This window comes from Rikenella sp. (assembly GCF_056799795.1).
The window spans coordinates 34,643-49,474 of the sequence record NZ_JBQIQO010000015.1 but is presented as its reverse complement, the minus strand read 5'-3'; the positions used below and the strand labels follow the sequence as shown (position 1 = coordinate 49,474).

The 14,832-nt window shown below is 61.9% G+C and carries 11 protein-coding genes; 6 read left to right on the top strand and 5 right to left on the bottom strand.

Features of this window, described 5'->3' with window-relative positions; all coding sequences use genetic code 11:
- Positions 1–688 precede the first annotated feature (688 nt).
- Positions 689–2,647: a DNA topoisomerase (ATP-hydrolyzing) subunit B gene (gene gyrB, locus ACTO3O_RS05345; RefSeq protein ID WP_297832818.1), complete on the bottom strand. Its 1,959-nt coding sequence runs from the start codon at positions 2,645–2,647 to the stop codon at positions 689–691.
- Between the two features lie 74 nt (positions 2,648–2,721).
- Positions 2,722–3,246 (bottom strand): gamma carbonic anhydrase family protein, encoded by a 525-nt coding sequence (locus ACTO3O_RS05340; protein WP_297832821.1) that lies wholly within the window; start codon positions 3,244–3,246, stop codon positions 2,722–2,724.
- 801 nt (positions 3,247–4,047) lie between these two features.
- Between ACTO3O_RS05340 and ACTO3O_RS05335 the strand changes: the two genes are divergently transcribed.
- Complete coding sequence (locus ACTO3O_RS05335; protein WP_294593555.1) at positions 4,048–4,257, top strand: hypothetical protein; 210 nt, start codon at positions 4,048–4,050, stop codon at positions 4,255–4,257.
- A gap of 431 nt (positions 4,258–4,688) precedes the next feature.
- On the opposite strand, the gene ACTO3O_RS05330 is transcribed toward ACTO3O_RS05335, so the two are convergent.
- A complete protein-coding gene (locus ACTO3O_RS05330; protein WP_297832267.1) occupies positions 4,689–5,861 on the bottom strand; it encodes a M20 metallopeptidase family protein in 1,173 nt (390 codons plus the stop codon).
- 31 nt (positions 5,862–5,892) lie between these two features.
- The gene (locus ACTO3O_RS05325) at positions 5,893–6,633 is read right to left on the bottom strand and encodes an MIP/aquaporin family protein (protein ID WP_294593559.1); all 741 of its coding nucleotides are present in this window, start codon (positions 6,631–6,633) and stop codon (positions 5,893–5,895) included.
- Between the two features lie 67 nt (positions 6,634–6,700).
- On the opposite strand from ACTO3O_RS05325, the gene ACTO3O_RS05320 reads away from it, so the two are divergent.
- Positions 6,701–6,925 (top strand): hypothetical protein, encoded by a 225-nt coding sequence (locus tag ACTO3O_RS05320; RefSeq protein WP_298081229.1) that lies wholly within the window; start codon positions 6,701–6,703, stop codon positions 6,923–6,925.
- 123 nt (positions 6,926–7,048) lie between these two features.
- On the top strand, positions 7,049–7,198 hold the full coding sequence (locus ACTO3O_RS05315) for a hypothetical protein (protein ID WP_297624134.1): 150 nt from the start codon (positions 7,049–7,051) through the stop codon (positions 7,196–7,198).
- Positions 7,199–7,769: 571 nt separating this feature from the next.
- On the opposite strand, the gene ACTO3O_RS05310 is transcribed toward ACTO3O_RS05315, so the two are convergent.
- Positions 7,770–9,419 (bottom strand): AsmA family protein, encoded by a 1,650-nt coding sequence (locus ACTO3O_RS05310; protein ID WP_297832263.1) that lies wholly within the window; start codon positions 9,417–9,419, stop codon positions 7,770–7,772.
- A 132-nt stretch (positions 9,420–9,551) separates the two neighbouring features.
- Here ACTO3O_RS05310 and ACTO3O_RS05305 point away from each other — a divergent pair, with 132 nt between their 5' ends.
- The 3 genes from ACTO3O_RS05305 to glpK all read left to right on the top strand — a co-directional run bounded on the left by ACTO3O_RS05305 (position 9,552) and on the right by glpK (position 14,651).
- A complete protein-coding gene (locus ACTO3O_RS05305) occupies positions 9,552–9,719 on the top strand; it encodes a hypothetical protein (RefSeq protein WP_294594850.1) in 168 nt (55 codons plus the stop codon).
- A 1,448-nt stretch (positions 9,720–11,167) separates the two neighbouring features.
- Positions 11,168–12,733: a glycerol-3-phosphate dehydrogenase/oxidase gene (locus ACTO3O_RS05300; RefSeq protein ID WP_297832904.1), complete on the top strand. Its 1,566-nt coding sequence runs from the start codon at positions 11,168–11,170 to the stop codon at positions 12,731–12,733.
- A gap of 406 nt (positions 12,734–13,139) precedes the next feature.
- Positions 13,140–14,651, top strand: a complete 1,512-nt coding sequence (glpK, locus tag ACTO3O_RS05295; RefSeq protein ID WP_297832881.1) for a glycerol kinase GlpK — start codon at positions 13,140–13,142, stop codon at positions 14,649–14,651.
- The last annotated feature ends 181 nt before the right edge of the window (positions 14,652–14,832 follow it).

The following is a 14,832-nucleotide window of genomic DNA, read 5'->3' as shown; positions in this document are numbered from 1 at the left end:
CGGGCGACGGGGGTTTTTGCGCAAAGTCGATTTTTTCGCGCGCCTTGCGCGATTCATCTATATTCGGCTCACGCCGAAATAGTTGAATCGCTTCTTTAGGCAGGGCGCGCGGTTACTTTTAAGTAATAAAGGCCGCCCGCGGGCGGAAATCTTATTCAAACGCAAATCATGCGTTTGAATGATTTCCTACTCCAGCAGTCGCGCGCGGGAGAGCTTTGACCTGGATGAAACTGCCCTGCGCGGGCGGCGGACGGCTAATAAGGCAAAGACAACCCTAACAAAACGCCCGATGGGCGCCCCGGCGGGACGGAGCGATACTACGTATCGCTTAATCAGTTCGGCCCAGTTCTTCAATGCGCGCCGGGGGAAATCTTGTCAAAACGCGAATCACGCGTTTGAATGATTTCCTACTTCAGCGATCGCGCGCGGATCGAGCTTTGTCCCGCCTGAAACTGCCCTCGGGCCGGGCAGGCCCCGCGTGCCCGCGGTGGGCAAAGGGCAGCCTCTACCCCATTCTTCGTCCGCGCGCGGGCTAGCTTTAGACCCCTAAAACTGCACGCAGACACAACTCCCGTCAGGTCTACACCGCAACTACCCCTACAAAAAATTGGGATCGACTCGCAACTGCGAGCCGATCCCAATGGCAATTGATCGATCCAAAGCACCAGACCTTCGCCTTCACCCTACATCAGGCATCGATCTTGGCATACCGGGCGTTCCGCTCGATGAACTCGCGCCGGGGCGGCACGTCGTCTCCCATCAGCATCGAGAAAATACGATCGGCTTCCGTCGCATTCTCGATGGTCACCTGACGCAGCGTCCGGCCAGCCGGATTCATCGTTGTCTCCCACAGCTGCTCGGCGTCCATCTCACCCAACCCCTTATACCGCTGGATATGCACCCCCTTGCTGCCGAACTCTTCGACAGCTGCCAAACGCTGCTCCTCCGTCCAGCAATACTGCTGTTTCGGCCCCTTCTTCACCAGGTAGAGCGGCGGAGTGGCGATATACAAGTGACCGTTCTGGATAATGTCCGGCATCCGGCGGAAGAAGAAGGTCATAATCAAGGTCGCAATGTGGCTCCCGTCCACGTCGGCATCGGTCATGATAATCACCTTGCCGTACCGCAACCTGCTCAGGTTCAACGCCTTGCTATCCTCCTCCGTCCCCACCGTCACGCCCAGCGCGGTGAAGATGTTCTTGATCTCCTCGCTGTCGTACATCTTGTGGTCGGTGGCCTTTTCGACGTTCAGAATCTTACCGCGCAGCGGCAGAATGGCCTGAAAAGCACGATCCCGGCCCTGCTTCGCCGTCCCGCCTGCCGAGTCCCCTTCGACGAGGAAGATCTCGGTCTGGGTCATGTCCCGCGACGAGCAGTCGGCCAGTTTCCCCGGCAAACCCGCCCCCGACAGCACCGTCTTGCGCTGCACCATGTCCCGCGCCTTGCGCGCCGCCGTCCGCGCCGTCGCAGCCAGAATCACCTTCTGCACAATCGCTTTGGCATCCTTCGGATTCTCTTCCAGGTAGTTGGTCAGGGCCGCCGAAACGGCATTGTCCACCGCCCCCGAGACCTCCGAGTTCCCGAGTTTGGTCTTGGTCTGCCCCTCAAACTGCGGTTCGGCCACCTTGACCGAGATGATCGCGGTCAGCCCCTCGCGGAAGTCATCTCCGCTGATCTCGAATTTGAGTTTGGCCAGCATCCCGCTGTCCTCGGCATATTTCTTCAGCGTCCGCGTCAGCCCGCGACGGAAACCCGTCAGGTGCGTCCCCCCTTCGATGGTGTTGATGTTGTTCACGTAGGTGTGCACATTCTCGCTGAAGCCCGTATTGTACTGCAAAGCGACCTCGATCGGCACCCCGTCGCGTTCGCCGGCGATGTGGATGGTGTGTTCGATCAGCGGTTCGCGCGTCCCGTCGAGGAACTTGACGAACTCCTTGAGCCCCTCCTGGGAGTAGTAGTTGTCGTGCCGGTATTCACCCGTCTCCTCGTCCTTGTCGCGTTTGTCGGTGAGGTTGAGCCGAATCCCTTTGTTGAGATAGGCCAGCTCGCGCAGCCGCGAGTTCAGGGTATCGTAATTATAGGTCGTGGTCTGGGTAAAAATCTCGCCGTCGGGCTTAAACGTAATGGTCGTCCCGGTGCGATCCGTCGTCCCGATCACTTCGATATCGCCCTGCGGCACCCCTTTGCTGAAACACTGCCTGAAGATTTTGCCCTGCCGGTGCACAACGGCTTCGAGATCGGTCGACAAGGCGTTCACGCACGATACCCCCACGCCGTGCAGCCCCCCCGAAACTTTATACGATCCTTTGTCGAACTTCCCCCCGGCGTGCAAAACGGTGAGCACGACTTCCAAGGCGGATTTCTTCTCCTTGGGATGGTAGTCGGTCGGAATCCCGCGCCCGTCGTCGCTCACGGTGATCGAGTTATCCTCGTTGATGGTCACGTCGATGGTGGTGCAATACCCGGCCATCGCTTCGTCGATGGAGTTGTCCACGACTTCGTAAACCAGATGGTGCAACCCCTTCTCGCCGGTATCCCCGATGTACATGGAAGGCCGCTTGCGCACCGCTTCCAACCCCTCCAGCACCTGGATGCTGCTGGCCGAATATTCTCCGTTGTTCTGTGTCTTTACTTCTTCTTCGCTCATACTGCGCGTGTTTTTCTCGGTAACTTGCAAATATAGGGTTTTTCCGGCATATCTGCAAGCAGAGTAACCCGAGGCTATTCTCCGCCAGCGGTGTACCACGAGGCGTAGGTGAGGTAGTGTTCGGCGTTGAGGTGGATCATGCGGTGCTGCTCTTCGGGGGTCAGGGTCTTGACTCTGCGGGCGGGGACGCCGGCGTAGACGCTGCCGGGTTCGCACTCCTGTCCGCTCAGCACGAGGGCGCCGGCGGCAATAATGGTTCCGCTGTGCACGACGGCGTTGTCGAGCAGGGTGGCGCCCATCCCGATCAGGCAGTCGTGTTCGACTCTGGCGCCGTGGACGACGGCGTTGTGTCCGACGGAGACGTCGTCGCCGATCTCGACGACGGAACGTCTGTGCAGGGTGTGGAGCACGGCGCCGTCCTGGATATTGACGCGGTTGCCGAGCCGGATGGGATTGACGTCGCCGCGCAGGACGGCTCCGTACCAGACGGAGCAGTGGTCGCCGAGGGTGACGTCGCCGATCAGGACGGCGGTTTCGGCCAGAAAACAGTTTTCTCCCAATCGGGGCGAGGTGCCGTTCAGGGGGCGGATAAGGGCCATGAGTTTTTTTGTTTAAGAGTTATCAAAAACTGTTGCAGGTGCGGTTGGGGGTAATCCCGAGCAGGCAGAGCCTGCGCGAACAGAGAACGGGACGAGGAGTCGGGCTGAGGTGGCCCATTCCGAGGCCGGGAGGCACCGCCCGCGCAGGGCAGTTCTATCCGGGACAAAGCTCGACCGTGCGCCGCCGCCTAAAAAAGCGATTCAATCATTTCGGCAGCGAGCCGAAATAGAATGAATCGCGTAAGGCGCGCATTAAAGAACTGGGCAAAATTGATTAAGCGATACGTAGTATCGCTCCGTCCCGCCGGGGTCACCCGGACGCCGCCCGCGCAGGGCAGTTTCATCCGGGTCAAAGCTCGACCGCGCGCGACTGCTGGAAAAGGAAATCATTCAAACGCGTGGTGCGCGTTTGAATAAGATTTCCGCCAGCGCGCGGACAAAGAACGGCGCGCGAACTTCCGTCGCCCGCCCGCCTAAAGGGCATATTCTGCCGGTTGGCACTTGGCCAACTTAGGCTGAATTGCCGCGGGCGACGGAAAACGCGGCGGAGCGAAAGCGGAGCCGCAGTGAGGCGAACACGGGGCGGAGCTTTGAGCTGATTCTTGCGACCCTAAAGGGTCGCGCGGGCCGAAGCCTCCGACCGCGGAGGCCCGCAACTCACGATGCTCGTTTTGGGCCCCGCAGGCTTCGACCCGACAAAACCAAGAGCGAATAGCGCAATTCGCAGAACCGCCAGCCCACCCCCGAAGCACGCAGCCCGAAATCGACAAATTCGGGTAAAAGCTGCCAATAAGACGCCCTATGGGCGCGGTTCCCGCCCCGGGCTACTGCCACCACGCAGGAGGTTGGTTCGGCGGAGTCGGCGACTACGGCTACAGTTGGGCGTCAGCGGCCCGTAACATGGAGTCCTATAGCCACGGTTTGTACCTGCACTTCACCTCGAACATTCTTGTTCCGGACAACCTGAGCGCCTGTGCCCACGGTCGTCAATTGCGTTGCCTCTCGGAATAAACGGGGACGAGAGGCACTCGAACCGGGCAGCCTCTACCCTAATTTGGATTGAATTTCTGCGGTTCGAAGAACCGCGCGGGCCGGACGCCTCCCCCTCGGGAGGCCCGCAACGTTCGCAAGCTCACTGCGTGCTCCCGGGCGTCCGACCCCACCAAAACAATATCCCATTTATCGGCTAAAATGTCGAGAGCGGCTGTCGCCCATCTCCATTCTGCGAAGTTCGTCCTCGGCGCGCCCCCCACGCGCCGCTAAAGCGTCGCCCTCGCCGAGGACGGCGATTCCTCTCGGAATAAACGGTGCCGCTCGGCACTAGAAAGATGGCTGGAACTACCCTAAGTATCTGGCAGCCTCTACCCGAAACAACCGGCTGGAACTACCCTAAGCAGAAAGCAGAAACGCCCGCAACCTCCCAAAGCGCTACGCCAAGCCCCCTACCCTTCCGCCCGCAGCACCGACAGAGCCGTCGCCGCCAGCATCGCCACACCGTACGGAATCGCCCGCTCGTCCGCCACGAATGCCGCATGGTGCAGCGGAGCCGAACTCTCGACCCCCCACCGAAAAAACACAGACGGATAACGCACCGAATAAAAACCGAAATCTTCGGCCGTCATCCGCCGCGGAATCTCGGTCACCGCCTCAGAGCCGAACGTTTCGGCAATCGTCTCCCGGGCCAGCGCCGCCAGACGGGCGTCATTCTCCACACACGGATAACCCACCATCAACTCGACCTCCGCCGTACAGCCGTAAGCCTCGACCGTGCGGAGCGCCACCTCGCGGATCCGGTCGTGCGCCCGCGTGCGCCACGCCTCGTCCATCGTCCGGAACGTCCCCTCGACCTCGACCCGGTCGGGAATCACGTTCGTCGCCCCATCCGCGATCACCCGCCCGAACGACAACACCGACGGCGTAAACGCATAGCTGTTCCGGCTGACGATCTGCTGCATCGCCACGATCATGGCCGACGCCGCCAACACCGGGTCGCTGAGCTCGTGAGGCAACGCTCCGTGTCCGCCGTGTCCCTCCACCACGATGCGAATCTCGTCGGTCGAAGCCATGAAAGTCCCTGCCCGCACGCCGATCTGTCCGACTTTCAGCTCCGGCGAAACGTGACCGCCGATAAAAGCCCGCGGTTCGAGCCCGTCGAAGACTCCCTCTTTCAACACCACCGAAGCCCCTCCCGGCCAAAGCTCTTCGCCCGGCTGGAACAGCCCCAGCACCGTCCCGTCGAACGCCTCGCGACGCTCCTGCAACAGCACCAGCGCCCCCAGCAGAGCCGCCGTGTGGAGGTCGTGTCCGCAGGCGTGCATCACCCCGTCCGGACAGGCAAACGGCAGTCCGGTCGTCTCGGTGATCGGCAGGGCGTCCATATCGGCCCGCAGCACGACCGGGCGGTCGGGATCGGCCGTCCGACCGTCGATCCGGGCCAGAACGCCAGTTCCGGCCACCTCGCGATACGGAATGCCGTACGTGTCGAGCACACGGCGAATGAGCGCCGAGGTGCGGTGTTCTTCGAACGAGAGTTCGGCGTGGCGATGAATCTCGTGCCGCCAGTCTGCGACCTTCTGGGCGAGCTGCCGGGCGGCTTTAAAAATATCCGGTTCCATAAGTACCGCTAAGGTACGCATTTTTCCGGGTTCAGATCAGCAAAAAGAGCAGGGCGGCGAGCGTCGATCCGCACAGAGGGGCCACGACGGGAATCCAGGCGTAACCCCACTGGCTGCTCCCCTTTGCGGGCCCCATGGGCAACAGGGCGTGCATCAGGCGGGGGGCGAAGTCGCGGACGGGGTTGATGGCGTATCCGGTGGTGCCGCCGAGCGAAAGGCCGATGACCCAGACGATAAAGGCGACGGGCAGGGCGCCGACGGAACCGAGTCCCACGGGGAGGGTGGTTCCGTCGGTCGGAACGAAGAGGCTGCCGTCGGTGATGTAAAAGATGGCGAAAATCAGGACAAAGGTGGCGATCAGTTCGCTGGCGAAGTTCAGTGCGCGACGCGGGAGGGCGGGCGCGGTGCAGAAGACGGCGAGCAGGGTGGCCGGGTCTTCGCAGATGCGCAGGTGGGCGTTATAGAAGACCCACACGAGGGTCGCTCCGAGGGCGGCGCCGAGCAGCTGGGCGGCCACATAGGCGGGCAGGGCGCTCCAGGCGAACTGTCCGGCGAGGGCGAAGCCGAGGCTGACGGCGGGGTTGAGGTGTGCGCCGCTGAAGGGGCCGGCGACGACGACGCCGACGAAGACGGCGAGGGCCCAGCCGGTGGTAATGACGATCCATCCGCCGCGGTTCCCTTTGGTGCGGGGCAGGAGGACGTTGGCGACGACGCCATTGCCCAATAAAATCATCAGTGCGGTGCCGACGAGTTCGGCCATAAAGGGTGACATAGGCTCCGGTATTTATGGGTTGAAAGGTCTGCTCTATTGAGGGGGAGAAACAGTTTTATCAGGGTCGGTGTTTATTAGGGCCGAGGCGGCCGGTAAAGCGCCCTGTGGGCGCGCCCCGGGCAACCGCTATACGACGGGCGCACTGAACGATGTCGGGTTCGGCAGTTGTAGCTGGTCTTCTTCTACAAAGGGCAACCGTGGGTGGGGTTTAAGTTTCAACGTGGCTTGGTTCTACACGAGTTATGCGGATCCACGTGCGCTCGGTTTCCAGTTGCGTTGCCTCTCGGAATAAACGGGCACCCACAGGGTGTTTTACTGGTCGTATCTACCCCAATAACCGGCAGCCTCTGCCCCTACTTGAAACCGAAGCGGCCCGGCGACACCCCCAGGCTACCGCGGCAGCAGCGAGGGAGCATTGTGGAGCATCGGCAATGGCGGGTTTTACTATTCGCCGTCGGTGAACGACAGCAATGGGGTGTATTTGAATTTCGGGGTGGCGAGTCTCTATCCCAGCAGCGCCTATCACCGTGCCTGCGGTTTTCAGTTGCGTTGCCTCTCGGAATAAACGGTGCCGAGAGGCACGCGGTGGGCAAGAGGCTGGGCTACCCTACTCTCTTGGACGGGCTGAAGCCTGCGGAGCCCAAAAGCAACGTCAGTTGCGGGCCTCCGCTGGCGGAGGCTTCGGCCCGCGCGGCTCTACGAGCCGCAGAAGCTCGGCCAACAGTTCAGCCCAACTCACGGCCCAATTCTCCGCCCCGTGTCCGCCTCACTGCGGTTCCGCTATCGCTCCGCCGCATTTTGCCATCGCCCGCGGCAATTCTTGCCGGATTGGCCACGTGCCAACCGGCAGAATATGCCTTCTTCGGCGGGCGGGCGACGGATTTTTGCGCGAGATCGAAATTTTTCGCGCGCCGGGGGAAATCCTGTCAAAACGCGCAAGCGCATTTTGACGATTTCCCTCTTTAGGCCACGGCGCGCGGTTACTTTAGTAATAAAGGCCGCCCGCCGTGGCGCGAACGCGTCCGCCGGGCGGGCGCACCCTTCGGGTGGTTTAATGGCAGCCTCTACCCCTATGCAACCGGGCAGCCTCGGCCCAAATCTTCGCCCAATTCTCTGTCCGCCCGCGGCCCTAAACCCTACTTCTTCGAGCCGGAACCGGACGGAGATTCAGGAAGGCCGACAGACTCTTTGATACCGCCCAACAGCCCTCGCCACAGGTAGTTGAACTGCGAACGCAACGGGTCGCGTTCGACCGACCGACGAGGCGTCCGGAACCCTTTTCGATCCGGATTCGCGGAACGGATGACCAGCAAATTGACAAACCCGGAAACCCATTTCCGCTCATGCCGACGACCCTCGCCGTCACGACGCAACAGCCGAACCGACAAATCCGCATAACGCATCTTCACCGTCGCCTGTGCCGTGCGACTGTCGCCCGCAATCGAAAAGGAGAGGCCCTCCAGACGCCCCGTCCGCACGCCCGCATCGGCCAACGGCTGCAAAATCCGATTGAACAGGTCGAGATTCATCGGCCCCAACGTCCCTTCGGCCTCGAACCGATCGTTTTCCGGATGGGCCGGAATACGAATCACAACACGCAACTGACCCGTATTCATCACCTTGCCCGATGCCGTCAGAATGTACATCGAGTCGGGGTCGGAGGGCCGGTTGGTCAACCCCCGCAACGCTCCGTTCAGATCGTCGAACGAGATGCGCCCCGGAGTCGTTCCGGTCGCCGCCAACTCCTCGTAAACCACCCGCGCATTCACGATCTCGACCATGCCGACTTCCAGCCCGAACGGCAGCCGGTGGATCATCTCGTGCCACAAGGGTTTGAACCGTTCCTGACGGACGATGCGCCGGTTTTTGAAGTTGGCCACCTCGGCATCACGCACGGCGATCCGCTCGACCGCCACACTCCCCTCGCGCCACCAACGACCGAAATCCGCCCCTTCGGCCTCGACGCCCGAAGCCAGCACCAGCGTCCAATCGGTATGATGCTCGGTCTTCCAGGCATAGTCCGCCTTGCCGTACTGAGGCACCAGACGGATGTTCTTCAACGAAAGACGACCGGCACGCACGTTCAGGTCGATCGGCCCAGCCTCCAGCAGTTGGGCGGTCACTAAGAAATGAACGGAGGCTTTCTGAGCCGCGATCCGCAGGTCGTCGCAAAAGAAAGGACGCGATTCGACCGGCAGCTCGGGCGCGATGCGCAACCCGCCGGCTTCGACCGTCACACCTTTGGCCGCATAACGATTGTGGCCGGGTTCGACGACCTGGGCTTCGCCGTGGTGCAACACGACCCGCTCGACGGAGAGATTTCCCAAACAGTCGCAAATCGCCTCCCGAATGCGTGACGCGAGGTCGGTTCCCGTCGAATCGGCCGGACGGGAGCCGTTCACGGTACAGAGGATACGGGGAGCGTGTATCTCGACGGCCCGCAAGGAGAGGTATTTGGGTCGGCCGGGAGTCGCTTTTCCGAACCGAAAACGCACGTTTCGGAGGACGATTCGGGATATCTCGGCTTCGATGGCTTCGACGCCGGGCAGAAGGGATTCCAGCCGCGAGGTGTCGCTCCGCAGGGTCACGTCGTACACGGTGACGGTACGACGCCACAGGCTGACGCCGACACGACCGACGGCGAGCTCTACGGCTCCGCCGGTGCGCTCGGCGAGGGCTTTCTCGGCCGCACGACGCAAGCGGACGCCGATCCAGCGCTCGATGCCGAGCACTACGAAGATCAACAGGGTGGCACTTCCCAACAGGATATACAGGGCGGTTCTCATAACCTGGTTTTTGGATCTCTTCCTATCCAAAATCGTACCACGGGCGCGCGGAGCGTTTTTTTATCTGCGCGGCGGTCACCCGGCGTAAAGCGTTCCAACGGCTCCGCCCCGGGCTTCCGCGATGCGGGTTTATTGAACGGATTCGGCGCGCTGCGCAGCAGCGGGAGCAGCGGCTACAACTGGTCTTCGGGAACGAGCGAAACGAATAGTCTATATCTGATTTTCGGCTTACAGAATCTTGGCACCAGCAGTGCGGATTTTCGTGCCTACGGTCTTCAGTTGCGTTGCCTCTCGGAATAAACGGGGAGAGTGGCGCGTCCCGGGCTACCGCCTCAGCAATTCGGGCGCGCTGAATAGCGTTGCCAACCACGGTTTCAACTGGTCGTCCACATCCTTCGAGGAGGGCAGTCTGGACATGCTGTTCCGTGCACAGGGCCTTAATCCCGGCAACGCGGATACACGCGCCCACGGTTTTCAGTTGCGGTGCCTCTCGGAATAAAACCGCGGGCCCGCGGTGGGTAAGGGGCTGGAGTCACTCCTATTTGCGTTTTGAGTTGAATCCCTGCGGCTCGCAGAGCCGCGCGGGCCGGACGCCTCCCCCTCGGGAGGCCCGCAAACTCACGATGTTCGTTGCGTTCCGCCCGGGCGTCCGACCCGCCCCAAAGCACAGCCCATTCTCTGCCCCCATTCTCGAGGTTCGTCCTCGGCGCGCCCCCACGCGCCGCTAATGCGTCGCTCTCGCCGAGGACGGCGGTTCTATGAACCGCAAAAGCACAACCCATTCAACCGCCCCAATTCTTGAAAGTTCGTCCTCGGCGCGCCTCCCCCGCGCCGCTAATGCGTCGCCCTCCCTGAGGACGGCGATTCCTCACGAAATCGCGCTATTCGCTCTTGGTTAAAGCTGGTCGCCGCCAGCGGTGAGTGCAACGAGCTCCGTCGAGTTGCAGCCCGCCGCATGGGGTGGCGGCGAACTGCGCGACTCTGCGAGTCGCAAAAGCTCGCCCAAGCACTACCCGTTTATCACCACATTTTGTCGGGTTCGGCCTATCGCCCCTTTGGATCGCAAGAGCAATACACCATTCACCGCCCCATTCCACAAGATTCGTCCTCAGTTCAAGCGGACGAAGCCTGCGGGGTTTAGGGTAGAGGCTGGCAGCAAAAGACGCTGTGCGTCCCTCCGCGGTCGGAGGCTTCGGCGCGCGCGACCCTAAAGGGTCGCAGAAGCTCGGCCCGGCGCGGCGCGAAAACCGTAGCCGGTTTTCGCGCCCGAAGAACAGTTGCAGCCCAAAGCTCGCCCCAGCTCTCCGCCCCGTGTTCGCCTCACTGCGGCTCCGCTTTCGCTCCGCCGCGTTTACCGTCGCCCGCTGGGATTTCATCTCGATTTTGCTGTCGCAAAATGAGCGAAATCCCTCTTTAAGTGGGCGGGCGACGGATTTTTGCGCGGAATCGTGTTTTTCGCGCGTTGTTCTTTTTTCGCGCGCCTTGCGCGATTCATCTATATTCGGCTCACGCCGAAATAGTTGAATCGCTTCTTTAGGCGGGGCGCGGCTTTGGCTACAGGAGGGTACTGCGCTCGGGCCGCGCGGGCCCCACGTCCCGTGGACGGGCGAAACTACGTTTCGCTGTGGCAGCCTCTACCCCAAGGCCGCCTCAACCCAACCTTCGTTCGCGCGCCGCCTCGTCAAGACGCTCGAGCATTCTGGCGCAGAATTTGCTGCTTGTCCCTCCGAAATCAACACGTTCGCACCATGAACCGACAAAATAGCATCCGGGCGCTCGCAGACCGGGAACGCATCTGGGACACCATCGTGATCGGCGGAGGAGCAACCGGGCTCGGAATCGCCGTCGACGCCGCCACCCGCGGATTCAGCACCCTCCTCTTCGAACAGGAGGACTTCGCCAAAGGAACCTCCAGCCGAAGCACCAAATTAGTGCACGGCGGAGTGCGCTATCTGGCTCAGGGAGACGTCGGACTCGTCCTCGAAGCCCTCAAAGAGCGCGGACTCCTGCAACGAAACGCCCCCCATCTGGTCAAAAACGAAGCCTTCGTCATCCCGTGTTACCGGTGGTGGGAAAAACCGTTCTACACCATCGGACTCACCCTCTACGACCTGATGGCCGGGCGGCTGGGACTCGGCAAATCGCTGCCCAAGAAGCGGAAAACCACCCTCGAACTCATCCCCGGCCTCCGGGCCGAAGGGCTCCGGGGCGGCGTGCTCTACCACGACGGGCAGTTCGACGACGCGCGGATGGCCGTCAATCTGGCCCAGACCGCCATGGACGCCGGCGGTTTCGTCATGAACTACGCTCGGGTGACAGGGCTGCTCAAAAAGGCGGACGGCACAGTCGACGGGGTGCGGGTCGAAGACCGACTGACGGGCGAAACGCACGAGATGCGGAGCCGGACGGTGATCAATGCGACGGGGGTCTTCGTCGATTCGATCCTGCTGATGGACAACCCGGAAGACCGGCCGATCGTTCGGCCCAGCCAGGGAATTCACCTCGTGCTGGATCGCTCGTTCCTCGGCGGGACGAACGCCGTGATGATCCCCCGGACGGACGACGGACGGGTGCTGTTCGCCGTGCCGTGGCACGACCGGGTGATCGTGGGGACGACGGACACGCTCCGCGAACACCCCGAACTGGAACCCAGAGCGTTGGACGAGGAGATTCGGTTCATCCTCGACACGGCGGGCCGCTACCTGACGCGCAAACCCACACGGGAGGACGTGCTGTCGGTCTTTGCGGGGCTCCGACCGCTGGCGGCGCCGAAAGAGGAGGGCAAAAGCACGAAAGAGATATCGCGCAGCCACAAGATCATCGTCTCGCCGTCGAACCTCATCACCATCACGGGGGGCAAGTGGACGACGTATCGCAAGATGGCGCAGGACACGGTCGACCGGGCGATCGCGCTGAATTTGCTGCCGCCGCGGGAGTGCATGACGGCTCACTACCCGATCCACGGCTACCACGGGCCGACGGATTTCGAAGCGCCGTTCTACTTCTACGGCTCGGACGAACCGAAGGTGCGGGCGTTGGCGAACGAGCGACCGGAGCTGGCCGAACGGCTCCACCCGGACTATCCTTACACGGGGGCGGAGGCAGTCTGGGCGGTGCGCGAGGAGATGGCGGTGACGGTGGAGGATGTGCTGGCGCGCAGGCTCCGGATGTTGCTGCTGGATGCCCGGGCGGCGATGGCAATGGCTCCGAGGGTGGCGGCCCTGATGGCTACGGAGCTGAGCCGCGACGAGCACTGGCAGCAGGAACAGGTCGAGGCGTTCACGGCACTGGCGGAGGGCTATCTGCTGAAATAACCGAATTTTCGTTTTTGGTGTACCCGTGCTTTGAGCCGGACAGAACTGCCGCTTTTTGGAAAAAGCGGCACCAAAACCGACGTAGCAGCCGAGTTGCCATCAAGTTTACTTGAATGGCCGAGGCGCAAGGAGGAAACCTTAAGGTAAACTTTTAGTTAGCTACGCTACTCCTTAGGCTCCGCAGTCCTTAATCTCTGCGATTGCTTTTGGGTCGGGGTTGTAGCGCGCCAAAGGTTGTGATTGCATTAAGCGCGCTACAACTCCCGGCCCAAAGAAAGTCCGAGAGTTGGACCGCCGGTAGCTTTAGGATGCGTGAGCATCCTCTAAAGTTTCTTTGGTTCTTTCTGTTCACAGAAAGAACAGTCCCCTCAAACCCGAAGAACGAAGACACATACACAAATTCATCATGGCAACCGAACTGACACAGAAATACATTTTGGCCCTGGACCAGGGAACCACCTCCTCGCGCGCGATCATCGTCGACCACGCCGGGAACATCGTAGCCTCCGCCCAGAAGCCCTTCGAACAGATCTTCCCGCGGCCCGGATGGGTCGAGCACGACCCCAGCGAGATCTGGTACACCCAGTCCTCCGTCGCCGCCGAAGCCGTTGCCAAAGCCGACCTCACGGGGCTCGACATCGCCTGCATCGGGATCACCAACCAACGCGAAACCACCATCGTGTGGGATCGCGAGACCTCGCTGCCCATCTACAACGCCATCGTGTGGCAGGATCGGCGCACGGCCGACTACTGCGAGCTCCTCAAACGCGAGGGACGGGCCGAAACGATTCGGGCCAAAACCGGCCTGATGCTCGACGCCTACTTCTCGGCCACGAAAATCAAGTGGATCCTCGACCACGTCGAAGGCGCCCGCGAGCGGGCCGAAAAGGGAAAACTCTGTTTCGGAACCGTGGACAGCTGGATCGTCTGGAAGTTCACCCGCGGTCGGGTGCACGTCACCGACGTGAGCAACGCCTCGCGGACGATGCTCTTCAACATCCACACCTTAGCATGGGATCGGGAGCTGCTGGAGCTGTTCGACATTCCGGAATCGATGCTCCCGACGGTGCGCGACAGCAGCGAAATCTATTGCGACACGGCCACGACGCTCTTTTCGACCAAGATTCCGATCTCGGGCATCGCAGGCGACCAGCAGGCGGCTCTGTTCGGACAGCTCTGCACCGAGCCGGGGATGGTCAAGACCACTTACGGGACGGGGTGTTTCATGATGGCGAACACGGGCGAACAGGCGGTGGCGTCGAAGAACCGCCTCCTGACGACCATCGCGTGGCGGATCGGCGGCCGGGTGACCTATGCGCTGGAGGGGAGCGCCTTTGTGGGCGGGGCCGTGATCCAGTGGCTGCGGGACGCGGTGCATGTGGTGAAGTCGTCGGCCGAGACGGAGGAGCTGGCGGAGTCGGTGCCGGACAATGGCGGGGTCTACTTCGTCCCGGCTCTGACGGGGCTGGGGGCGCCCTACTGGGATCAGTATGCGCGGGGCACGATCGTGGGGATCACGCGGGGCACGACGTCGGCCTACTTGGCGCGGGCGGCGCTCGAAGGGATCGCCTACGAGGTGTACGACATTCTGGGGGCGATGGAGAGCGACGTGGGTTCGCTGGCTCGTGAGATGCGGGTGGACGGGGGCGCGGTGGCGAACAATTTCCTGATGCAGTTTCAGGCGGATATCTCGCGGGAGAATATCCTGCGGCCTCTGACGCTGGAGTCTACGGCGATGGGAGCGGCGTTTCTGGCGGGGTTGGCGGTGGGTTACTGGAAGGGGCTGGACGAGTTGCAACAGCTCTGGAAGCTGGATCGGGCTTTCGCACCGCTCATTCCGGAACCGGAGGCGGAACGGCTGCTGGCGGACTGGCATCGGGCGGTCGAAAGGGCCAGAGGCTGGGCCAAAGAGAAGTAGGTCGAGCCCTGTTTATTCCGAGAGGCAACGCAACGGAAAACCGTGGCCGCGATAGTGCGCGTTGCTGGGGTAGAGGTACTGCGTGTAGAAGTCCAAATACCGCACCGTGACGTCGTCCGTCACCGGCGTACACGCCCAACTGTACCCGTTGCGGCCGACGTCCCACAACGCGCCCTCGATG

What these genes read in the sequence shown, in the direction of transcription:
- gyrB (WP_297832818.1), bottom strand. Translation starts at nt 2,647, where the DNA reads ATGAGCGAAGAAGAAGTAAAGACACAGAACAACGGAGAATATTCGGCC.
- ACTO3O_RS05340 (WP_297832821.1), bottom strand. Translation starts at nt 3,246, where the DNA reads ATGGCCCTTATCCGCCCCCTGAACGGCACCTCGCCCCGATTGGGAGAA.
- ACTO3O_RS05335 (WP_294593555.1), top strand. Translation starts at nt 4,048, where the DNA reads ATGGGCGCGGTTCCCGCCCCGGGCTACTGCCACCACGCAGGAGGTTGG.
- ACTO3O_RS05330 (WP_297832267.1), bottom strand. Translation starts at nt 5,861, where the DNA reads ATGGAACCGGATATTTTTAAAGCCGCCCGGCAGCTCGCCCAGAAGGTC.
- ACTO3O_RS05325 (WP_294593559.1), bottom strand. Translation starts at nt 6,633, where the DNA reads ATGTCACCCTTTATGGCCGAACTCGTCGGCACCGCACTGATGATTTTA.
- ACTO3O_RS05310 (WP_297832263.1), bottom strand. Translation starts at nt 9,419, where the DNA reads ATGAGAACCGCCCTGTATATCCTGTTGGGAAGTGCCACCCTGTTGATC.
- ACTO3O_RS05300 (WP_297832904.1), top strand. Translation starts at nt 11,168, where the DNA reads ATGAACCGACAAAATAGCATCCGGGCGCTCGCAGACCGGGAACGCATC.
- glpK (WP_297832881.1), top strand. Translation starts at nt 13,140, where the DNA reads ATGGCAACCGAACTGACACAGAAATACATTTTGGCCCTGGACCAGGGA.